Here is a 23,518-nt window from a genome sequence, read left to right on the forward strand (position 1 = left end):
AGGTACTGTCTAAAAAAAACAGCACAAAAAACAATGAAAGCATTACAGACATTCCTACAGGCGCAGGGCAATACTTCTTATACAGCTTTATGGCCGTTTCAATCATCGCGCATTAGTTAATGGATCAAGAGAGGAAACAATATTCAATTTCAATTAATTTCAAACGAATCCGTTTTTTTATCTATTGTGTACTAAAAGCGAAAAATCCCATAAACGAAAAACAAGCCTACTTACCCGGCCTTCCTTACGGAAAACCAAGCAAATAGACTTGATTGGCAATTATATAAAAAAATTAACAGCTTACCTTTTATTTCTTAACCGTTTCCTTTGACCAAGGAGATTGATCCACATTCACTAAAGTTTCCTTCCATGCATCGTAGGCCAAAGAATCCGGTATTTCGATATCGTCAAATGTGATCAACTGTCCGGGTTCGATGGATCTCTTCAGGTAAGCCTCGCTCATCAATCCAATAGGAACATGGTTTGGATCTTCCGCAATGGATATCGCCTCGCCACGAACATCCATACTTCCAATGCCCTTGGATATCACGGAACCTGCTTCCAGCCTTCTTTTCGCAATGGTAGCTACAGAAGCATGCGGTACACTTCCGTTATCCAAGAGAATTTCATCCCGGTAGAGTAGATCGAGGATGGTACCGGGTATCTCAAAGAAACACAGATGAGTAGGTTTGTACATCAGATAATACGGACCGTCGCCAAGTTTATAGGTTTTTAGCTCTGGAGCTAAATCCTCTTGATGTGTGGCCGTAATGAACACACCTGGAGGCGATTCCCTGGAAATGATATAATCACTTATGACCTTCCCTGCCTCATCTGCTGCTTTTCCCAGGGCAAAAGCACCTTCTTGAAAATCATTGGTCTCATAACCTGTCAACCCACGCTGCAAAATGTCAACACCTAGGCCATTGGCTACCAGTGCTTGTTCTATTTGGAGCTTCGTCCCATCCGTAAAGGATGTGACGGAACTCAGGCTATAGCCCTGCTTTTGGGCCCAGTAGAGCATATCCTCCAAAGAAGGATTTTGATTCAGGAATCCTTTGATATTCCCGTAAACCAACGGCTTGAATCCCATCTGGATAATCTCCTTGTTCAAGGATGCCAAAACGCCAGGCTGATCACCATTAGCCTCTGTTATCAGACCTCGCTTAGATAACCAAGACCCAGTCAAAACCTGCGTATCTGCATCCATGGTCACTACAGGAACACCATAGGTAAAAGCTCTATTTATCACTTTGGTTGAGTAGATGGCATCTCCCGTACTTACTACCACTACATCTGATAACTCCAATACTCGATCCATGTCATTGGTCAGGTACTCCTGACTAACGCCCAAATCGCTGATAGCACCCTTTCTCCTTGTCAAGATCTTGGAGATAACCATATCTTTGCGTCTGGCAATCAACTTTGCCAAACCCCGACTAATACCTCCTGTTCCTACGATCCCTACTCTGATCAGTTTTCCGAAATTGTTTTTCATGGCTGTTTGCGTTTTGACTTAAAAATTATGTTTGATAAAATCACCGATGTAAAGGTAAGGAAAAAATTAATTTAAACACCAAATTTCTGTGTTCAAAATACAAAAAAAATATTTTGAAATTTATTCCGGAAAAAAGGGTTAAATATCGAATAAACTTAAAATGTAAAATAAAAAAGTATTTTTTAATTTTTTTTCGCACCAATTAAGATCCATTTATTTCATTTTTTAAAATAATATTTTTTTTTATCTTTTACAAAAACTCCTGATTTGTAAAAACCAACAAAAATTTAATCCCTCGAAATCAGGGAAAAAACGACACTCGACGGCTCACAAATCCAGCCTTATCTCTCCTCGACTTTTAAATTAAGTTAAAAAAAAAGTTATTCCTGAATATTTTTTTATTTTCGCTTTCCCTTATCAAATAAGACCAACATGCATGAATACAATAAGGTAAATAACCTTACAGGATGGGCTGTATTTTTTGTCGCTACACTTACCTATGTTTTGACGGTAGAGGAAACCGCTAGTTTTTGGGATCCGGGAGAGTTTATTGCCGTTTCCTACAAGTTACAGGTGCCTCATCCTCCGGGAGCCCCATTTTTCCTGATAATCTACCGGATGTTCAGTTTCCTTGCGTTTGGGGATGTACTGCAGGTTGCCTATTGGATGAATATCGCGAGTGCGCTGTTTTCTGGGTTTACTATTCTTTTTCTTTTTTGGACCATCACCCTACTGGGAAGAAAGCTGTTGCAGGTTAAAAAAGGTTCGGAAACTTCGGGGCAAACGGCCATGCTCATGGGTGCCGGAATAATCGGTTCGCTGTGCTACACCTTTTCGGATTCCTTTTGGTTTTCCGCGGTAGAAGCCGAGGTATATGCCATGTCTTCGTTTTTTACTGCGATTGTCATTTGGGCATTTCTCAAATGGGATGTGATAGAAGATCCTCAAAAAGAGAATCAATACATGGTCTTTATCGCCTACCTCGTCGGTCTTTCCATCGGCGTTCACTTGCTGAACCTGGTCACGCTACCAGCACTTGCCCTGGTGGTCTATTTTAAAAAATATCAAAAGCCAACGCTGATCGGTGGTCTCATCGCGTTCGTGCTAGGGGGTATTGCCTTGGTGATTATCAATAATATTATCATCCCCGGACTACCAAGTGTGGCTGGATCGATGGAGATTTTCTTCGTCAATAGCCTCGGCCTGCCTTTTGGTTCAGGGATTATCTTTTTCGTGATTGTCTTTGTGGGTGCGTTGGTAGCGGCCATCATCTACTCCCTCAATCATCAAAAGGTCATCCTGAATACGGTACTGCTTTGCCTGACTTTCATCTTGATCGGATATGGGTCCTACGCGCTGATCGTAATCCGTGCCAATGCAGACCCCGTCATTAACGAAAATGACCCCCGGGATGTAATCAGCTTCGTAAGCTACTTGAAGCGGGAGCAGTATGGCTACAGGCCGCTTCTGCATGGACAGTACTTCACGGCTGATGTGATTGATCAGAAGGAAGGTGCTCCCGTTTATGCTAAAGGAAAGGACAGATACGAAATCGTGGACTATCAGCTGGTAAGCATTTATGATCCCAGCAAGACCACCATCCTGCCCCGTATTTATTCCACCCAGGAAAGGCATAGGCAGATCTACCGCTCCAAACTGGGCCTTCGGGAAGGTGAGGAACCCACGTTCGCGGATAATCTCTATTTCATGTTTTCCCACCAGCTGGGCCACATGTACTGGAGGTATTTTATGTGGAATTTTTCCGGCAGAGAAAGTGATTTTTCAGATGCCCCGTACCTAAGCATCTGGAATACACTAACTACTGATTTCCCGGCCTACATCAAAGAAAATAAGGCGCATAACAACTACTTCATGCTTCCCCTGATTTTAGGGTTGATAGGTATGTTTTTTCAGGCAAGGTACGATAGTCGCTCTTTCTGGGTGACGATGATGCTCTTTTTGATGATGGGTGTCATCTTGGTTTTGTACTTGAATTCCCCACCCGTAGAGCCCCGCGAACGGGACTATATCTACGTAGGCTCCTTTTACGCCTTTGCGATCTGGATCGGGTTCGGCGTAATGGCACTGGCCAGTCAGCTGACCCGAATAAACCGCAACGGAGTGATGGCCTCGGCGATCGCCCTGGGAATCACCCTCCCCGTACCCCTGATAATGGCAACCCAAAACTGGAATGATCACGACCGAAGTGACCGATTTTTCTCGGTCGACTCAGCCAGAAATTTCCTTGCCTCCTGTGAACCTAACGCCATCCTATTTACAGGTGGAGATAACGATACCTTCCCACTATGGTATGTGCAGGAAGTAGAGGGCTTCCGTACAGATGTGCGGGTAATCGTGTTGAGCTATTTCGATACCGATTGGTACGTAAAACAAATGGAACGGCCGGTCAACGAATCAGCCGCGCTGGAGTTTACCCTCGAATACGAAAACTACAAGAAGGGCACCAACGATGTGTTGTATGTGGTGGAAAGAAACCTGGAATCAATTCCGTTGAAAGAATACCTAAAGCTGTTGAAAAACAACAGTGACCTTCTGAGGCTAACTTCAAACTATTCAGGCAATCTATTTACTGTTCCCTCCAGAAACCTGACGCTTAACATAGACCCGGAATCAGTTATGGAACAGGGAATCATACCGCCGCAGTTTGAGGATTTGGTCATCCCGCAATTGAATATCCGAATACGGGGGAATTACATCACCAAAGGAAGCCTGATGCTCTTGGATCTCATCGCGACCAACGATTGGAAGCGTCCCATTTACTTCAACAATACCTCGTTGGCGACCATTGGGTTTGATCTGAGCAACCACGTGGTCATGGAAGGACTTACCTACAGGCTATTGCCTGTCCAAAAACCGGACAATCAGGATGAGTTGGTAAACACTGATTTGGCCTACCACAATGTGATGAACGAATTTGCCTATCGCAACATGAACCGTCCGGAAAATTATTTCGACGATGAATACAGGCGCTTCACCTCCAACCACCGCAGCGTGCTCAATAGCATTACCATCGCGATGATCGACGAGGAAGATACGGTGCGTGCGGCCGAAATCATGGATTTGAGCCTTGAAAAATTCCCCCACGAAGCAATCCCCTATGATCTTGCCAGTGGGCAGTCGGTACCCCTGCTATTCGAACTCGGTAAAGACGCGCAGGCCTTGGATATTATAGAGAAGATGTCCGACAAAGCCATCCAATTGCTGGATTTCTACGACCAAACCGGGAGGACCATGGACCGGGAGGCCAGTATTTCCGTAGAGATGCTACGCTATTTCATACCGGTACTCCGGGAAAGAGGCTACACAGACCTTTCTACACGCATCCAAAACGAGTTTGACCGGCTTTTGGGGACGCAGGGAGGAATGCCTAGAATGAATCGCCGCTAAGCTTTAAATATAGTATGGGTTGGTAGCTTGCCCAGCAGGCTACCAACCCTTTTATTTTGTCAGGATGTAAAAGAGGTCCAGAGCTTGGCTCGGATCATCCATCAAAAGATAATCCTCGTGGCTAATCTCTGTCACCTGATCACCCTGCGAGCGGTGCAGCCTATTTCTGTTCAAGCGGTTGAGAAATTCATAGGGTAGTCTAAGCAGGGCAGCAGGAAGCCTTCGCTGCAAACCCAAAAAATCCCAGCGCATTATTTTTTGTACGGAGGCCCGGTTGGCTTCGTGGTAGGCCATTACCTTGGCATTTCCTCCGATCCCCCTTGCGTCTACGGCAGAAAACACTGTTCCGCATAGTTGCTTCAATTCTCCAGGCGTGTATTCCCTTACGTGCCAGGGATTACGTGAGAGGCTAAAATGGATATTCGGCGTCGAAATAATAGCATTACCGCCAGGCTTCAATACCCGGTAGATTTCCTCCAAAAAATGCCGGTCATCTTGAATGTGCTCGATCACCTGAAAGCTGACCACACAGTCAAACGTATCTGATGGCAAGGTAGACAGCGGGGGGATCACACTCTGCTCGAAGGAACAGTCCGGAAACCGCTCCCTAAGTCTGTCGATAACGTCGGGAATTTTATCAAGACCCAAATAGGAGGCTGCATTGGGGGCTAAGACCTCTACCCCTCGTCCCTCTCCACATCCAACCTCGAGAAGTTTTCCTTTTATCCACGGCTTTGCCGCAATGTATGCCTTCAAAAGACGTTGATGGATAGGATTATCACTTACCAACTTATCGGAGGTGATTTCCGTTGTATAGGTAGCCATTGAAAATTTTGTTATTTTCGACAAAAATAAGGTTATTTTTAAAAACCCACGACAATAAACAACGAGGTTGACTATGAGACAAATTATTACAGGCCTGTTTTTGGCGCTGTTTTCCTGCTCCCATGCATTCGGCCAAGCGACACTTGGAGAGATGAATCAAAACCTGAGGTACTCAAGGTATTCGAGGATTGCTCTTAAGGTCATTCCGTTAAAGACGGGCGACCGGGCATTCCGGTTGCAATTGGTGGTCGACAAAATCGAGGAGGACATGGATTTTGACAATTACCTGTTCAGCTATGCCATCGTCTCCGGATTTCAGGAAGAAATCTCCGACGATATGCTTATCGCACTCGACCGTGACGCCCTCAGCAAGGACACTAATAGGCATTTTGTTTTTGAAGATGAGGTGACTATCCCTGCCGCCCAAACCGAAGCCTTTGCGGTGTTTATGGCCAAGGACACTCGACAGGGCGACGAATACGTGTACCATATCGACCTGATCAGCCCATTCGTTCAGGATCTGCCAAGCTATGGGGCCTATTTTGGAAACGATGTGCCCTTTGATCAATTGTACCTTAATGTCGGTGAATCGCTTCTTTTCAAAGGCTCTGGCAGTGTTAGCTTACACCACTTCTTCTATCCCCAGGAGTTTCCGGTTCCACTGCCCCCTATGGAGACCAAGCCCGCTTCCGTAGAAAAAGAAATCGACGTGGAATACAAGGGTTCTTTTCTCCTAAATGTACCTCAGCCATTTGAAGACCGGGGATACTACTTTGTACAATCCGATACCGCATCCGACACAGGACTGTTGGTGAAGACGGCCCAAAAAGCCTTCCCCAGGGTTTCTACCTGGGAGGAAATGGTTCAAATGGTAACCTACATATCTACCAGGCGGGAACACGAAACGCTCCTGCAGGCGGAAAACAAAAAGCTCGCACTGGATGAATACTGGATCCGCATGACCCGAAGCGAAGAAAAGGCAAGAGTACTTATCCGTGAATATTTTCGGCAGATTGAGTTTGCAAACATTCTGTTTACAGACTTCCGAGAGGGCTGGGCAACCGATCGAGGGATGGTTTATATCATCATGGGGCCTCCGCAGGAGGTCTTCTTCCAAGCTGATCGGGAGGTTTGGAATTACCTGGCCTCGAATTCAAATTCAAAAATTACGTTTACCTTTGCGCGCGTACGCAACAATTTAAGCCCGCATTACTACACCTTGAACCGCTCCCGGGCCTATCAACCCGAGTGGTTCAGAAACATCACAGCATGGAGAAACGGAATAGTGGCTTTCTGATCAACAAACAGGAGAGCGAAAAAGACTACATTTTTGGGATTCGGGCAGTCATGGAAAGCCTGCATGCCGGGAAGGAAATCGATAAAATCCTTATCCTAAAGGAGCAAAAGAACGAACTGACCGATGAACTGATCCAATTGGCGAAGGAGCACCGCGTGCCGATTTCCAGAGTGCCGGATGGAAAGCTTAACCGAATTACGCGCAAGAACCATCAGGGTGTCATCGCATACACTTCCGCAATCGAGTACGCATCCCTCGACAATGTGGTTGACGGGTGCTTTTCGAAAGGTGTGGCTCCTCTAATCCTGCTGCTGGACAGGATTACCGATGTGCGGAATTTTGGTGCCATCTGTCGAACAGCGGAGGTGGCGGGGGTACATGCCGTCGTAATTCCCGAAAAAGGCAGCGCACAGATCAACTCCGATGCAATCAAAACCTCGGCAGGGGCATTGAATTTCCTGCCCGTATGTAGGGCCAAGAACCTCTACTATGCGGTAAAGGAATTGAAGAAAATGGGGTTAAATGTAGTCAGCGTCACCGAGAAGACCGATCGAGAGATGTACCAGGCGGATTTTTCTGCTCCTACATTACTGGTCATGGGCTCTGAAGAAGACGGCATTTCACAGGATCTGATGAGCGTCAGCGATGAGTTCGTAAAAATCCCCATGCAGGGTCAGGTGGACAGCCTGAATGTGTCGGTGGCCGCAGGAGTAGTGATTTACGAGGCCTTGAGACAACGCCGGTAACGCCGCTATCCGCAATCAGCGTATGGAATATTTGGCCGGAGCCACTATTTTACTGATATCCGCGATCCTCTATTGGGCTTTCAGGATACAGGGAATTTCCCAACAACAGAAGGATCAGCTACAGCAACAGGTACAGGAGTTGCTGGTGGAGAATGCGGTAATCTGCCAAGAAAAAAAGCAACTGGAAGAAAAGCTCAGCTTCGCCCAGACCGAAGCCGCCAAGCTCAATGACAGGAATGCGCTCGTCTTTGAAAACTTGGCCAACCGTATTCTAGAGGAGAAATCCAGAAAATTTACCCTTCAGAATCAGGAAAACATCGAGCGGATCCTTCACCCGCTCGGAAAGGAACTGGAATCCTTTCGCACAAAGGTTCAGGAGACCTACGACAGGGAGTCAAAGGAGCGTTTTTCGCTGGAACAGAAGGTGAAGGAGCTCGCTGAACTAAACAGGCAAATTGGTGATGAGGCCAGAAATTTGACCAACGCGTTGAAGGGAAATGCCAAGGTTAGAGGCAACTGGGGAGAGGCCATCTTGGAGACCATACTCCAGAACTCTGGGCTTGAACCCGGTAGGCACTATCTTGTTCAGGAATTTTTGCGGGATGAGCGCGGAAACTATCTTCGTGGACCCGAAGGAAATCGCATGCAGCCGGATGTGACCATCATCTACCCCGACCAGCGAAAAGTCCTCATAGATGCAAAGGTATCCTTGCTAGCCTATGAAAAATTCTTCCACGCAGAACTTGAAACCGAACGGTCCTTGGCTCAAAGGGATCACCTGAAGGCCATCAAAAACCATATTGATGAACTTTCGGGCAAGCAGTATGAATCGTATTCCAATGTATTGGATTTCGTAATTATGTTTGTTCCGCTGGAAGCCGCCTACATGACGGCTGTGCAGACCGACGCCCAGCTTTGGGAATATGCCTACAAAAAAAGAGTGCTTCTGATCAGCAGTAGTAATTTGATAGCCATTCTCAAAATGATCAAAGACCTCTGGGTGCGGGACGATCAGTCCAAAAATGCCATGGAGATCGCCCGACGAGGAGGCTTGTTGTACGATAAATTTTCCAGCTTTGTGGGAAATTTAGAGGAAATCGGCAAAAACCTGGACCGGTCATCGAGGGCCTACGAACAGGCCATGAACCAACTGGCCACCGGAAAGGGAAATCTACTCAGCCAAGCCGAAAAGCTGCGCGACCTGGGCGTTTCTGCCAAAAACCCGCTTACTGCACATCTACGGGGAAAGGAAAACGAAGAGGGCTAACCCAGTAGCCCGTCCTTAGATGAACTCCGCCCCCTTATCCTTTGCCCCATTTAAAAACTCCCGAAATCGGTTCTCCTCCTCGATCTTGCAAATAAGCACCACGTTCTCGCTATCCGCAACCAGATAATCCTTCAATCCCTGAACAACCACCAAACGATTGGGCCCTGCCTTTACGAAACAGTTTTCCGCATCAAACAACAGAGCATGCCCTTCGGCGACGTTGCTTCCATGGTTTTTGTTTTTGAACTCAAACAGGGTGCGCCAGGTACCCAAATCAGACCACCCGAAATTCCCCGTCACCACGTATACGTCGTCTGATTTCACGAGAATACCGGCGTTGACAGAAATGTTTTTGATCAGGCTGTAGGCTTTCCTCAAAAACGCGGCCTCTTCAGGACCCTCGAAGTAGGGATCCCCTTCCTCAAACACCTCGGCCATTTCGGGCATATGCAACTCAATGGCACGGATAAAGCTTTCATTCTTCCAGATAAAAATTCCCGAATTCCACAAAAAATCTCCGCTTTCCAAAAAGGTCTGTGCGAGTGCCAGGTCTGGTTTTTCCGTGAACGTTTTCACCTTTTTGACAGGGTCGGTCGTTCCTTCCAAGTATTGGATATACCCATACCCCGTTTCAGGGCTATGTGGCTGTATGCCAACGGTTACGAGCCGATGACCGATCCTTGACGCCTGGAGAGCTACATCCAACACCCCAAAAAAAGCCGTTTCGTTAAACACCACCTGATCGGAAGGACTGACAATCACCTCTGCATCCGGATCCAGCTTTCGGATGAGGTAAGCGACAAGTCCGAGCGATGCAGCCGTGTTTCTCCGGATTGGCTCCAGCAGGATCTGTTGTTCATCCAGTTCGGGAAGCTGTTCCTTTACCAAGTTCAGGTATTTTTTAGTGGTGATTACCAAGAAGCGGTCTTTGGAAAACTTGGGGAGAAAGCGGTCATAGGTCATCTGAAGCAGGGTCCTCCCTGTTCCCAAAAGATCTAAAAATTGCTTGGGCTTACTGTGCCGACTCTCCGGCCACAGCTTGGCTCCCAATCCACCTGCAAGAATGACAATGTATGGCTGCATGGGGATTTGATTAAACAATGCCTTCTTTCATGAGATCGTGGATATGCACAAGGCCTTTATAATTTCCTTCCTCTAGGGCGACCAATTGGGTAATGTTAAATAACTTCATCTGATTTAATGCTCGGATTGCGTAATCCGATACGGCGATGGTTTTTGGGTTTAGGGTCATAATGTCCTTTGCTTTCACTTTTTCCAAATCCGAGTATTTCCCCAGCATACGCCGTAAGTCTCCGTCGGTAATGATCCCGACGACCTGATCGCTTGGATCCAACACCACGGTGGCGCCTAGCCGCTTGCTGCTAATCTCCAAAATCACCTCTTTGAGGTCTGCCTCTAGGTGAACAGACGGACGTTGATTGCCTGTGACCAAGTCACTTACCGTTAGGTACAACTGCTTTCCCAGGGAACCACCCGGATGATACCTCGCAAAGTCCTCTGCCGAAAACCCTCTGGCCTCCAACAAACAAACTGCCAGTGCATCCCCCATCGCCATATGCACAGCGGTGCTGGTGGTAGGCGCGAGGTTATTGGGACAGGCCTCCGCTTTGAACCCTGCAAACAACACGTAATCCGCATGCTGTGCCAAATAACTGTCCCGTTGGGAAACCAGCGCAACCAATTTGGACCCCAAACGCTTCAAAAGAGGTGCCAACACCTTGATTTCAGGGGTATTGCCACTTTTGGATAGACAAATTACAACATCTTCCGGTTTAATCATACCCAAATCCCCATGGATCGCGTCGGCAGCGTGTAAAAAGAGTGCCGGTGTGCCGGTAGAGTTAAAAGTAGCCACTATTTTCCCAGCAATAAGCGCACTTTTACCGATTCCCGTCACCACCACCCTGCCAGAAGAATTCAAAATCAGGTGGACCACCTCCTCAAATTGACTATCCAACTGATGAATCAGCCCCTGAATGGCTTCAGCCTCGTTTTGAAGAACTTTTATAGCACTTAATTTAATATTTTTTGCTAACTTCAATTTTGCTGTTGTTTATCGTTAAATTTGTACAAAAGTAGGAAAGAAATCCTACATGCCTACAGGGTAAAAACGGTGCAAATCCTTAAATAAGTGATGGAGTGGATTCTACTGTAAAAGAAAATTTAAAGAAAATTTTTGGTTTTAACCAGTTTAGGGGAAACCAAGAAATTATCGTCGATAATATCCTGAAAGGAAAAAATACCTTTGTAATAATGCCTACGGGGGCTGGAAAGTCCCTTTGCTATCAGCTACCTGCGGTTATCAAAGGCGGAACAGCTATTGTGATTTCCCCGTTGATCGCGTTGATGAAAAACCAGGTGGATCAACTGAATTCATTTGGCGTAAACGCCCATTTTCTAAATTCCACCCTAAGCAAATCCGAGACCAACAAAGTCAAAAGCGAAGTGACTTCGGGAAAAACCAAACTGCTTTACGTGGCGCCCGAATCACTTACGAAAGAGGAAAATATCCAATTTCTGAGCAACTCCAATATCAGCTTTGTGGCTATCGACGAAGCGCACTGTATTTCAGAATGGGGCCATGACTTCAGGCCGGAATACCGAAGGATCAAATCCATTATCAGCCAGGTGGGCAATAACCTGCCTGTGATCGCGCTGACTGCCACCGCCACGCCTAAAGTACAACAGGACATCCAAAAAAACCTTCAGATGGAGGAAGCAGACCTGTTTAAGTCTTCGTTTAACCGGACCAACCTGTTTTATGAGGTGAAGCCGAAAATCAAAAACGAGACGAAGAAAGCGATCATCAAGTACATTAAGTCGCATAAAGGCAAGTCTGGCATCATTTACTGCCTCAGCAGAAAAAAGGTGGAAGAAATCGCTGAACTGCTCAAAGTGAACGGTATCAATGCCGCTCCTTACCATGCAGGCCTGGATGGAAATGTACGAATAAAAAACCAGGACGATTTCCTGAACGAGGAGGTGGATGTCATCGTCGCGACCATTGCATTCGGTATGGGCATAGACAAGCCAGATGTCCGCTACGTAATTCACTACGATGTCCCCAAATCACTGGAGGGCTACTACCAGGAAACCGGCCGTGCGGGTCGGGATGGGCTGGAAGGCCACTGCCTGATGTTTTATCGGTACGACGATATCATCAAACTGGAAAAATTCAACAAGGACAAGCCTGTAAATGAGCGGGAAAACGCCAAAATCCTGCTTCAGGAGATGGCGGCCTACGCCGAAAGCTCTGTTTGCCGTCGGCGCTTCCTGCTTCATTACTTTGGTGAAAAACTCGATAAAGACTGTGGGTTTTGCGACAACTGTAAAAAACCGAAGGAGACATTTGACGGGCAGGAAGACATCCTACTGGTAATCGAAGCAGTCAGGGCTACCCAGCAGCGCTTTAACCTAGACCATATCGTGAAGATCCTTCGGGGTGAATTGAGTGATTACATAAGCAGTTACGGACACGACAAGCTGCCCGTATTCGGCAAAGCAAAAGAGAAAGACGAAGTACACCTAAAAACGGTGATCCGCCAGGCAATGATATTCGGCCTCTTGGAGAAAGATATAGAGAATTACGGTGTGTTACGGCTTTCCGACGAGAGTGAGGCATTCGCTGAGAAGCCCTACCCTGTGCTGATCAGCAAAAACCACAATTTCGACGAGATCGCCGAGACAGTATCCCAAGAGGAGTTGAACAGCGTGGGAAAGGCGTACGACGAAAAGCTGTTCGAATTGCTAAAGGCCGAGCGGAAGAAAGTCGCCAAACAAAAAGGGCTTCCCCCTTACGTGATCTTCCAAGATCCATCGTTGGAAGAAATGGCGACGGTGTACCCGACGACCCGCGAGGAACTCGCCCAGATCAACGGGGTTGGGATGGGAAAAGTCACCAAGTTTGGTTCCACCTTTCTGAAATTGATCGAGAACTACGTAGAGGAAAACGATATCATCACTGCCTCGGATGTAGTGGTCAAATCCTCCGGCACCCGGTCCAAGGTAAAAATCTCCATCATCCAGCAAATAGACCGCAAAATCGATCTGGATGAAATTGCCAACAACCTAAACATTGGCATGGGCGAACTGCTCCACGAAGTGGAACAGATCATATATAGTGGTACCAAACTGAATATCAATTACTACGTCCACAATATCATGGATGACGAGCGCGAAGATATTCTCCATGATTACTTTATGTCCGCTGAGTCAGACCATATCAAGGACGCGCTAAGAGAGTTGGAAGACGAGGATTTTTCCGAAGAAGAGATTCGTGTCTATCGGATTAAATTCATCTCTGACCACGCAAACTAAACCAAACAACAATGAACATTTTATTGATCGGCAGTGGTGGCAGAGAAAACACCTTTGCTTGGAAGATTGCGCAAAGCCCGCTTTGCAAAAAACTTTACATAGCTCCGGGAAATGCCGGGACATCTGCTTTTGGAGAAAATATTGCCATTAACGTTACGGACTTTGCCGGCATGCAGGATTTCTGCGTGAGTCATCGTATTGATCTGCTGGTGGTAGGCCCAGAGGAACCACTGGTTAAAGGTCTAAGGGACCGATTTCAGGAAGATGACCGTACCCGCCATATAGGCATCGTTGGGCCAGGTAGCGATGGGGCTGAACTGGAAGGAAGCAAGGATTTTTCGAAAAAATTCATGAAAAAATACGGCGTCCCAACCGCCGGCTATGAAACCTTCACCAAAGAAACCGCATCGGAGGGCATATCCTATATACATAAGCAGCCACTGCCTATTGTGCTAAAGGCCGATGGGTTGGCTGCAGGAAAGGGGGTATTGATTTGTCCAAGCCATGAGGAGGCTGAACGGGAATTCAAAGCCATGCTTTTGGATGAAAAATTCGGAGCGGCTTCCCGAAAAGTGGTTATTGAAGAATTTCTAACCGGGATAGAGCTGTCTGTTTTTGTGGCACTGGATGGCTCGGATTTTGTAATCCTTCCGGAAGCGAAAGATTACAAGCGGATTGGCGATGGTGACTCCGGCCCCAATACCGGAGGGATGGGGGCCGTCAGTCCGGTGCCATTTGCCGATGAAGCGTTTATGGCCAAAGTATCCCAGCGAATCGTCGAGCCAACACTTTCCGGGCTTAAGCAGGAAGGCATCGATTACAAAGGTTTCATCTTCATTGGACTGATGAACCAGGATGGCGAACCCTTCGTGATCGAATACAATGTGCGCATGGGTGACCCGGAGACACAGGCTGTGTTGCCAAGGATCAAAAGTGACTTCGTCGCGTTGCTGCATGGGATCGCCAACCAAGAACTGAAAAACTACAGCCTCGAACTCGAAGACTTCATTACCACCACTGTGGTGATGGTTGCCGGTGGCTACCCCGGAAGCTACGAAAAAGACAAGGAAATTACTGGCTTGGAACCGGATGGCAAAAACAATGCACTTGTTTTTCACGCAGGCACCGCCGTAATCGAATCAGGCGCCGTGGTCACCCAGGGCGGACGGGTGCTCGGCATAACGGGCAAAGGCGCAACGCTGGAGGAAGCACTGGATTCCGCCTATACCCGTGTCCGGCAGATATCCTGGGAGGGCGTAAATTTCCGAAAGGATATAGGCCAAGACATTCTCCATTGGAATGGGAATGACTAATTTACTATCAACGAAAAAAACTCCTAAAACATAGCTATATGGCAGGATGTAGTAGCTGCTCTACCGGAACTGAAAAAGTTGGAGGTTGTCAAAACAACGGCACCTGCGGCACGAGCGAGTGCAATAAAATGAATTCATTCGATTGGCTGTCCCACATGGGATTGCCCGAGGTCGATAGGTTTGATATTGTCGAGGTGAAATTTAAAGGTGGGAGAAAAGAATACTTCCGCAACGTGGATTACCTGCATTTGACAACCGGGGATCCGGTAGTGGTTGACGTGCCCAATGGACACCACATCGGTTTTGTCTCGCTGCAGGGGGAGCTGGTTCGATTGCAGATGCAGAAAAGAAAGGTAAAAAACGACGATAACATTCTACGAATCTACCGGGTAGCAAATCAAAAAGACCTGGATAAATGGCAAGAAGCGAAGAACCGGGAGCTTCCCACCTTGTACCGAAGTAAGCAGATCATCGATGAGCTAGGGCTGAAGATGAAGCTTTCAGATGTAGAATACCAGTCGGACAATTCAAAGGCAACCTTTTATTACTCGGCAGATGACCGGGTGGATTTTAGGGAACTTATCAAGATGCTTGCCGCGGAATTTAAAATCAGGGTAGAAATGCGGCAAATCAGCCTGCGTCAGGAGGCCGGCAGGTTGGGGGGTATTGGTGTTTGCGGACGGGAACTGTGCTGCTCCACTTGGATCCATGATTTCAAAAGTGTCACCACCTCTGCCGCCCGGTACCAAAACCTGTCCCTAAACCCCAGCAAGCTGTCCGGACAGTGCGGTAGGTTGAAGTGTTGTCTCAACTATGAATTGGACAGCTACATGAGTGCACTGAAGGACATCCCCCAAGTAGACAAACCGCTGCTTACGGAGTCTGGAAACGCCAAACTTCAGAAAACCGACATTTTCCGAAAATTGATGTGGTTCAGCTACAACGATGACAACAACTGGCATTCCATAGATTGCGAACGGGTAGCTGTTATCCTGGAAATGAATTCCCAAGGGAAAATCCCCTTCAACCTGAAACAGGATACGGCTACCGAAAACGGCGATGTGTTCGAAAACTCGAACAAAGACCTTGAAATGCTGGACAAAAAATTCAGCCAAGCCAAAAAGAAGAAAAAACGAAAACCCAAGAAACCGGAAACAGGCGAAAAAAATACCGCTTCAACTGCTGCCCCGACATTGGACCAATCAGCCAATACGGAGCGTCCCGCCCGGTCTAAAAGGCCAAACCGAAACCAGCGAAGACCCAAACCCGGTACGCAGCCGACCGCGTCTGGTTCTACCCCGCCAGTCACACCTACGGAAGGTGGAGAAGCGCGCAGAAAAAAAAGGCGGAACAACCAGAACCGTAGAAAGGGAAATCCCGGTTCACAAAACAATACCGGGCCGAATGAGTAGCTCAATGCGGACACTACTTGGTATTTTGCTGGCGCAGGTTGTCATCTTCGGGTGTGATTCCAACAGGCTTTTTGAAGCTTATCACGACTTCGAAAGCCCCCAATGGCACGTGGAAGACTCCGTATCCTTTGAAATCAGCGGGCAGACAAATACCCCTTTCCGCAACGTGCTCGCTATTCGGTACACCGATCGATACGAATACCACAACTTGTTTGTCAAAATGGTGGTAAGAGACAGCACGGATCAAGTCTTAAAGGACACCCTCCTTCACATCAATCTGTTCGACCCGAAAACCGGCAAGCCACTGGGAAAAGGCTATGGAAATAGGTTTACGAAGTACGACACCTTACCCGGAGGTATACCTGAACTGTCCAAAATCAAAAAAATCCAGTTTCAACAGTACATGAGGAAGGACTACATAGAGGGCATCGAATCCCTGGGACTGAAACTAATTCAAACCACTGAATATTAATTACTTATTGAATTAGACCAACCGGATTCACTTCGCGGATAATTTGGTTTGCAACATATCCTCCCGATCCATCCAATACTGTCGACTGAAAAGGAAAATTAGATTCCAGTTTTTTGCCCGTAACAAGCGGGGGTGGTACACGAGGGATTCCTTTGATCCGGTAGCATCGAAAAAACGCTGATCATCGGTAAGTACGGCTGCCTGCACCCTCCCATTTTCCATTATTTCCAGGTCCATTACCTTTGGGTAGTTGTTTTCTTGCGCCAAGTGGCTGCCATAAATGCCTTTTAGCCTATCCTTTAACGCCCAATCTGCGGAAAACCTGGGCGATTCAACCGGAGTTATGGTTACTTCGCCTGTCCTACAATAGGTCTCTACAAAGAGAAGGTAATCCCGTAAGAGACGTATACCTCTATTCGTCAGGTGGGAATCCCGGAAATCGCCGGCCCCTATGCTGGTAATGAGAACGACTTGCTTTTTGGCACGGGTGATGGCTACGTTCAGCCGGTTTTCACCTCCCTGTCTGGCCAGCAGACCAAAATTTGCTGTAAAATACCCACTCGCATTCTCCGCGTAACCCACCGAAAATACCACGTGATCAAACTCGTCTCCTTGCACGTTTTCGATGTTTCTAACCGACACCCGCTCATCCAGCAATTGGTTTTCCTCCAGCAACTCCAGAATAAGCACCATCTGAAAATAATTGAAGGTAATGACGCCGATACGGTCGGAAGGATTTTCGAGGAGCAGGCTTCTCACCTGTACGATCACCTCTTCGGCTTCGATTCGGTTGCGCTGATTTTGCCAAATCCCCTGGCATCGAACAAGCCGAAAAGGAGCGAAGGGCATGTTAAGTGACTCCATATCGGGAATCATGGCAAGCTTGTCGTCGTAAAACTCCCGATTGGAGAAATGGATAAGGGGAAGGTACCGGCTTCTGTAATGCGTAGTCAACCAGTGTACCGGAAAATACCGCTCGGCCATCTCCAGAAGGGAGTCCAGCTTCAGTTCTGGAACGTCCTCTTCGGATTCCAAGCGAACTTTATATAAATCAATGGGCTGCAGTTGCATCCTGTCACCGGCAACGACTACTTGCCTGCCCCGCAACATGGCAGGCAAGGCCCGTTCAAAATAGCACTGCGATGCTTCGTCAAAGATAACCAGGTCGAAATAGGCCTTCATCGGGAAAATGGCCGAGGCTGTCTCCGGAGAAGTCAGCCAACAGGGCAGCAACTTGAAAAGCTCTTCGTGGTAGCTCTCCACCAATCGCTTAACTGGCCACACGGACTTTTTTTTGGTAACCTGATGGTTTAGATCGCGGTACGTGATCAGGTTGTTCAATCGATTGTATTCCAACTCCCTACATACCTCCTCGCGCAACCGCAGCTCCACAATAAACTTGGCAATCTTGTCCTTCTCCTCTACAGCCTGCTGAAATGCCTCGATGGCCCCTTTTACCTGTGGGCCTTGGATTTCCTTCAAGACAGGGAATTTGGTTTCAATATGATCAATCCAGGCCAGTCTCAGGCTATCCACAAAAACCAGTTCCAATTCATCAAGTGAATGGTCCGGAAACGAATCCACCAATTTTTTCATCAGCTCAAATTGGTCGTGGGGAAGCTGGGTTTTTAATGTATCGTATCGAATCAGCGACTCCACATCTTGGCGAAGGGTACGTAGCAGAGGCTGGATACGGTCTTGGTCGGGCGTTCCCAGCAGATGTTTAAGCTGCACATCGGAAAAACAGGCCCTCCATTTTGGCACCTGTCTAAGCCCCCATTCATTTAGCCTGACCAGCTCCTTCAACGTAGAGTAGAAACGTCCGTAACTCGCTTTCGCATGATAGATGTGAGAGGTCAGCACGCCGAGGTCTGCCAGCGCAAACCGCGCCTTTACTGCCTGCATCGTCAGGTCTATCTCGCTGTCGAACGCATCTTCTTCAAATGGCTTCCGCGGAAGATTCATCCATGGCTTCTGCTGAAGTAGGGTGTATTGATGGTTTAGATTAAGCCGGCTTTCCAGCCTGGACACCAGTACCCGAATACCTTCTCGATTGGTCTTAAGGTCGTTCAACTCCAGTAGGCTCAATATATCCCAGAACTTTTTCCGTTCTATCCGAATCTGGATTCTACCCCACCAGGTACCCATTAAGGCTTCCAATTGAATCGCTTTACGCAACACGCCCTCCACATCCTCATCCCTGGTATGCCACTCTATTCCCTCATGCTGGAACAGTTTGTGGACCGTATCTGCTTTATTCTCTAGCCATAACAAATCGAAATCCGTCTTAGGGTAGTCCACCATGTGCCGTAATCGGTCAAAGACCGGCTGACTCTCCACCAATTGTAATAGCTCACCCAAGCGTTCGCGCTGCTCGAAGGACTGGTAGATCAGACTGAAATCAAACTGCTCCCCAAGCAACTCAAACAGATCCTTTTCCGCCGACCGCTTCACCTCAGCTATTTCCTTCATGGTGTATTCAAACCGGCCAAGGTCTGCCAGTGCAAAGCCCGAGAAGTCCAGCCGGTGGAACCAAAAAGATGAATGGTAATCATACTTACGATAATTGGGATATACAACCCGAAAAGCGTAAAAAAAATCGGCCAGGTCATCAAAGGTAAAGGATCGGAAGCTGGAACCCAAGCTGACCGTCTGCCTGTTCGGAACAGCCTGCATATACAGTTCTTTGATGGGCACACCACACTCGACTATGTCGTACAGGGCATCTCGGTACTCGTTGAAGAAATCCCGGTACTTCTCAATCGTGCGGGCATGCTGGCCAAAGCTTCTTTCAAGCTGAATGGCATTGATTGAACGGTTCAATTCCCGATAATTTTCCAAGGATCCGATCTGATGGGCTATCTTCTTGTAAAGTCCCTTTCGATCTCCCCGAAAATCATGCACAAGGGCCGAAAAACTGGAGAATCCTTGCTCGGCCAGTCGGCTGTAAACTACGTCCAAGGCTGCCCGCTTTTGTGATACGACCAATACCTTCTTGCCCCGGGATGTAAAATCAGCTACCAAATTGCAGATCAACTGGGATTTGCCCGTGCCGGGAGGACCCTGAACGACACAGGATTCCCCCTGTTTGACTGCGGTCAGTACCCGTTCCTGCGACGCATCGAGGGGCAAGGTATTGTAAGTGGTATCCTCGCGGACTACATGGGAAGTTCCCTCATCCCGCCCAAACCGATCTGCGAACAGGTCGTCCAAATTCAAATGGGCTGTTTCCGCAATCAGGAAGGCGTAGTCATCCATCAGAAAGGAACTCTTCTGTGAAAACTGCCCGAGCACGGCGTAGGGCTGTAACTTGAGCAGGCCTGTGTGGAAAATCCCATCAAAATACGAGCGGGACTCCTCCGGAAATATCTCCAACCTATCCTGATAAATCTCCCGGTTAAAATTCAGCACCAACTGCTTATGCAGGTGATGATACAAATCCGTGCGAAACCCTCTGGGATCTTTGGAGAAATCCTCCAAGGGCTGATCCAGCCAGTCCTTGTCCATGACTTTGCCTTCCGCTTGACCGTAGGCCAGCAAAAAGGAGGGATTAATGAAAGGCTGCTCTCCGATATGCTTTTGCATATACCAAACATTGTCTTCCAAAACGAGGGTTACCGGAAAGAAAATCAAGGGACAGCGTACCAGTTGCCCGTTCGAAAATTTCCCCTCCACAAAAGGCCAACCCACAAATAGGCTGCGCTCCCCACTCTCCTCCTCCAAAAACCTTACCTGGTGAAACAACCGCTTAAGCTTCTGGGAAAGCACGTTTACATTTTTGTCCCTGGCATCTATCCCCTGAATCAAAGGGATGCGCCGTTTGCGCCCAAGGAGCTCAGTGATGTAGTAAAAGGCCGGATGGTTGTTCAAAAAATGAAAATCCTTTAAATCGATCATTTGCTGCTGCACCAGCTTGGGCAAAAAAATGGACCGGTTGTTTGAGGATAAGTCAACCAATCTGTTTTTATATACCTGGAAAATATCCTGCAGCATGTTGCTCTATTTAAAGGGAGAGTCCTTTTCTTTTGCCATGTGGTTGTAGACGATGGTATCCATAATGCCCGGAACCCACTTGTTCAAGAAATTGGCCAACTTCCCTTGACGGGTAAGTACCAAGTCCCGCTTACGCTTTAGGGTAGCGTATAAGATGGCGTCAGCCACTTCCTCAGCGCTCATCATCCTGCTTTCATCCCTGGGGGATTCCTGCTGGGACGAACCGTCTGCGGTCAGCGCATTGTTGCGAATATTGGAAGCGGTGAAGCCCGGGCAGGCCACCAGCACATGGACTCCCCGCTTCATCACCTCCGTGCGGAGGGACTCGAAGAAGCCATTCATGGCAAACTTACTGGCCGTGTAAGCCGTTCTTGCGGGTGTTCCCCGAAACCCATTGATGGAGGAAACCGCGACAATGGAACCCTTGCGTTTCAAGATCTCGGGCAGGCAGGCCTTGGTGAGGTATACCGAACTCCAAAAGTTCGTATCCATTACCTGATGAAATACGGCCAGGTCAAGCTCCTCAAAAAGTGCCCGCATGGAGATCCCTGCATTGTTGATAAGTATGTCTATCCGGCCAAAATGGCCAAGGGCTTGTTCTGCCACCCGTTCATTTTCATCTCGCTTGCCTGCATCCGATAGCACGCCGAACACCTCTATCCCCGCCTTTTGTAGCTCAACCATCGTATTGTCCAGTTTGACCTCGCTCCTTCCTGTGATGACCACCTTGGCCCCCGCCCTTCCAAAGGCAAAGGCACAGGCTCTTCCTATACCCGAGGTTGCCCCTGTCACTATGACTACTTTATCTTTCAGCATCATTTTTCTATACTATGTTTTTTAATGGTCAGAACTTATCCCGGTTTATAGGGATTCCCGCCTGGATGGTTTCAGTCGTACGGGAAATGCCGATGACAATAATCCTTCTGTAGGAGAACTTTTCTCATGGGCAACTGATCCATTCAGACCTGCTCTAGCAAGCTAAATTAAACAATATTTCGGGTAATAAGGCCTCTGCCTTTCTATATTCGAATCAGGTCCCTGATCCAGCCCACTTATACCCACTACCAAACAGGAACGAAAACGGCGAAGAAATACAATTAACAAAGCGATCCATGTGGGTGCTCAAGTTATTTCCATAATTTTGCGGGCATGTCACGAAAAATGAAGAACCAGGTTCTCAAGGGCCTGACCATCGAACGGATTGCCTCAGAGGGTAAGTGCGTATCGCACCACGAGGGAAAGGTGGTTTTTGTATCTCAGGTGGCTCCCGGAGACGTGGTTGATGTCCGGGTCACGAAGGGACGCAGTAGTTACCTGGAAGGAGAGGTTATTCAGATCCACCAGTATTCGCCGGACAGATCCGACCCTTTTTGCAGCCACTTTGGGGTATGTGGTGGATGCAAGTGGCAGCACATCTCCTACCCGCTCCAACTTAACTACAAGCGACAGCAGGTTATCGACCAGTTTCAGCGCATCGCCAAGGTTCCCATACCGGAGGTCAAACCCATTTTGGGTGCCTCCGAAAGTACCTACTACCGAAACAAGCTTGACTTCACCTTTTCCAGTAACCGTTGGCTGACCAGCGAGGAAATCGCCAGTGGCGAGGAATTTGAGCGTAATGCCCTGGGATTCCACGTTCCCAAGCGCTTTGACAAGATCGTTGACATCAGTCATTGCTACCTACAGGGAGGCATCTCCAATGAGGTGCGCAACAAACTCAGGGATTATGCCTTGACAAAAGGATTTAGCTTTTACGACCTTATTCAGCAACAAGGACTGCTCCGAAACCTGATCATCCGCAGCACCCTCAGCGGTCAAACGATGGTCATTGTCCAGTTTGGCGAAGAAAACCCGGAAGCTATTCGGGATGTAATGGCGTTTCTACAAGGGGAGTTTCCAGAAATCACTTCGCTGCTATATATCATAAACCAGAAAAAAAACGAAACCTTCCACGATCTCGAGGTTCATACTTTTGCCGGCAAGCCCTATATAGAGGAAGAAATGGAAGGACTGGTATTCCGCGTCGGTCCAAAATCCTTCTATCAAACCAACCCGGCCCAGGCCCACCGCTTGTACCAAGTGGCACGCGACTTCGCGGGACTGACTGGTGAAGAAGTGGTGTACGACCTGTACACAGGCACCGGCACCATCGCCAACTATGTGGCCAAGCATGCCAAGCAGGTCATCGGAATCGAGTACGTGGAGGAGGCCATAATCGACGCCAAAATCAACGCGGAGGTCAATGGACTGGAAAACACGCTTTTCTATGCCGGAGACATGAAAGATCTTCTAAACGAGGATTTTATCTCTCGGCATGCAGCACCAGACGTGGTGATCACGGATCCCCCAAGGGCCGGCATGCACGAAGATGTGGTGCGGATGCTGCTGAAACTTGCCGCTCCCAAGATCGTGTACGTAAGTTGCAATCCCGCTACCCAGGCACGGGACGTAGCCCTGCTATCTTCCGCCTACGAAGTAGCGGCCGTTCAGCCGGTAGACATGTTTCCGCAAACCTATCACGTAGAAAATGTTGTTTTACTGACAAAAAAAGACTCCGCATGAGAGACGAAAACGATCCCGAACTCAACGGCAAATACCTGGGCACGATCAGTTCGGACTTTGTGAAAATTTCCGACACGCTAAAAGAGGCCTCGTACCAAGTCCGCTCAAGGAAATTTTCCGATTTCCCTATTTTTCCGATCAGCAAGGTAACCCAACCCATCGGGCAGTTGCTCCTTGATAAGGAAAACGCCCAAACCACCTGGAACTATTACATGACCTACGTGGATGAATTTGTGCAGCGAAAGCTGATCAAAGAAGACGCCCTAGATCACTTCAAAAGCACCTATAAAGATCCCGACGAGTATTGCTGCCTGTTTGTGGTAGATAAGGAGTTCACGAACTTCCTGTATATCCCGTATCCCAACGACTAGCCCACCGGGCATAGCC

Annotated in this window: 16 protein-coding genes; 10 read left to right on the top strand and 6 right to left on the bottom strand. The window is 47.9% G+C overall.

The window, feature by feature from the left end; genetic code table 11:
* Nucleotides 1–307: 307 nt before the first annotated feature.
* On the bottom strand, nt 308–1,498 hold the full coding sequence (locus ADIS_RS11700) for a homoserine dehydrogenase (RefSeq protein ID WP_010854727.1): 1,191 nt from the start codon (nt 1,496–1,498) through the stop codon (nt 308–310).
* Nucleotides 1,499–1,930: 432 nt separating this feature from the next.
* On the opposite strand from ADIS_RS11700, the gene ADIS_RS11705 reads away from it, so the two are divergent.
* Nucleotides 1,931–4,906 (top strand): glycosyltransferase family 117 protein, encoded by a 2,976-nt coding sequence (locus ADIS_RS11705; protein WP_010854729.1) that lies wholly within the window; start codon nt 1,931–1,933, stop codon nt 4,904–4,906.
* Between the two features lie 51 nt (nt 4,907–4,957).
* Here the strand turns inward: ADIS_RS11705 and ADIS_RS11710 are convergent, their stop codons facing one another.
* Nucleotides 4,958–5,731, bottom strand: coding sequence for a class I SAM-dependent methyltransferase (locus ADIS_RS11710; RefSeq protein WP_010854730.1), 774 nt, complete (start codon nt 5,729–5,731; stop codon nt 4,958–4,960).
* A 73-nt stretch (nt 5,732–5,804) separates the two neighbouring features.
* Between ADIS_RS11710 and ADIS_RS11715 the strand changes: the two genes are divergently transcribed.
* Genes ADIS_RS11715 through ADIS_RS11725 form a run of 3 tightly spaced genes read left to right on the top strand, consistent with a single transcriptional unit; the run spans nt 5,805 to nt 9,041 of the window.
* On the top strand, nt 5,805–7,028 hold the full coding sequence (locus ADIS_RS11715; RefSeq protein WP_010854731.1) for a GWxTD domain-containing protein: 1,224 nt from the start codon (nt 5,805–5,807) through the stop codon (nt 7,026–7,028).
* Nucleotides 7,001–7,774: a 23S rRNA (guanosine(2251)-2'-O)-methyltransferase RlmB gene (gene rlmB / locus ADIS_RS11720; RefSeq protein WP_010854732.1), complete on the top strand. Its 774-nt coding sequence runs from the start codon at nt 7,001–7,003 to the stop codon at nt 7,772–7,774. The genes ADIS_RS11715 and rlmB overlap by 28 nt, the downstream gene beginning before the upstream one ends.
* A gap of 22 nt (nt 7,775–7,796) precedes the next feature.
* A complete protein-coding gene (locus ADIS_RS11725; protein WP_010854733.1) occupies nt 7,797–9,041 on the top strand; it encodes a DNA recombination protein RmuC in 1,245 nt (414 codons plus the stop codon).
* 15 nt (nt 9,042–9,056) lie between these two features.
* Here ADIS_RS11725 and ADIS_RS11730 read toward each other — a convergent pair whose 3' ends face one another.
* Together ADIS_RS11730 and ADIS_RS11735 are read right to left on the bottom strand one after the other, a co-directional pair.
* Nucleotides 9,057–10,124: a mannose-1-phosphate guanylyltransferase gene (locus ADIS_RS11730; protein WP_010854734.1), complete on the bottom strand. Its 1,068-nt coding sequence runs from the start codon at nt 10,122–10,124 to the stop codon at nt 9,057–9,059.
* Between the two features lie 10 nt (nt 10,125–10,134).
* The gene (locus ADIS_RS11735; protein WP_010854735.1) at nt 10,135–11,103 is read right to left on the bottom strand and encodes a KpsF/GutQ family sugar-phosphate isomerase; all 969 of its coding nucleotides are present in this window, start codon (nt 11,101–11,103) and stop codon (nt 10,135–10,137) included.
* 98 nt (nt 11,104–11,201) lie between these two features.
* Between ADIS_RS11735 and recQ the strand changes: the two genes are divergently transcribed.
* The 4 genes from recQ to ADIS_RS11755 are packed head-to-tail and all read left to right on the top strand — an operon-like array spanning nt 11,202 to nt 16,576.
* The gene (gene recQ, locus ADIS_RS11740; RefSeq protein ID WP_010854736.1) at nt 11,202–13,379 is read left to right on the top strand and encodes a DNA helicase RecQ; all 2,178 of its coding nucleotides are present in this window, start codon (nt 11,202–11,204) and stop codon (nt 13,377–13,379) included.
* An 11-nt stretch (nt 13,380–13,390) separates the two neighbouring features.
* Nucleotides 13,391–14,692, top strand: coding sequence for a phosphoribosylamine--glycine ligase (gene purD / locus ADIS_RS11745; protein WP_010854737.1), 1,302 nt, complete (start codon nt 13,391–13,393; stop codon nt 14,690–14,692).
* Nucleotides 14,693–14,730: 38 nt separating this feature from the next.
* A complete protein-coding gene (locus tag ADIS_RS11750) occupies nt 14,731–16,104 on the top strand; it encodes a PSP1 domain-containing protein (protein WP_155907405.1) in 1,374 nt (457 codons plus the stop codon).
* Nucleotides 16,097–16,576: a gliding motility lipoprotein GldH gene (locus ADIS_RS11755; RefSeq protein WP_155907407.1), complete on the top strand. Its 480-nt coding sequence runs from the start codon at nt 16,097–16,099 to the stop codon at nt 16,574–16,576. Before ADIS_RS11750 ends, ADIS_RS11755 begins: the two co-directional genes overlap by 8 nt.
* A 27-nt stretch (nt 16,577–16,603) precedes the next feature.
* On the opposite strand, the gene ADIS_RS11760 is transcribed toward ADIS_RS11755, so the two are convergent.
* Nucleotides 16,604–20,569 carry an AAA domain-containing protein gene (locus tag ADIS_RS11760; protein ID WP_010854740.1) on the bottom strand — a complete coding sequence of 1,322 codons (3,966 nt, stop codon included), beginning with the start codon at nt 20,567–20,569 and terminating at the stop codon, nt 16,604–16,606.
* Nucleotides 20,570–20,575: 6 nt separating this feature from the next.
* Nucleotides 20,576–21,388, bottom strand: coding sequence for an SDR family oxidoreductase (locus ADIS_RS11765; RefSeq protein ID WP_010854741.1), 813 nt, complete (start codon nt 21,386–21,388; stop codon nt 20,576–20,578).
* A gap of 330 nt (nt 21,389–21,718) precedes the next feature.
* Here ADIS_RS11765 and rlmD point away from each other — a divergent pair, with 330 nt between their 5' ends.
* Nucleotides 21,719–23,131, top strand: coding sequence for a 23S rRNA (uracil(1939)-C(5))-methyltransferase RlmD (rlmD, locus tag ADIS_RS11770; protein ID WP_010854742.1), 1,413 nt, complete (start codon nt 21,719–21,721; stop codon nt 23,129–23,131).
* On the top strand, nt 23,128–23,502 hold the full coding sequence (locus tag ADIS_RS11775; protein WP_010854743.1) for a hypothetical protein: 375 nt from the start codon (nt 23,128–23,130) through the stop codon (nt 23,500–23,502). Before rlmD ends, ADIS_RS11775 begins: the two co-directional genes overlap by 4 nt.
* The last annotated feature ends 16 nt before the right edge of the window (nt 23,503–23,518 follow it).

This window comes from Lunatimonas lonarensis (genome assembly GCF_000390185.1).
Classification (GTDB): Bacteria; Bacteroidota; Bacteroidia; order Cytophagales; family Cyclobacteriaceae; genus Lunatimonas; species Lunatimonas lonarensis.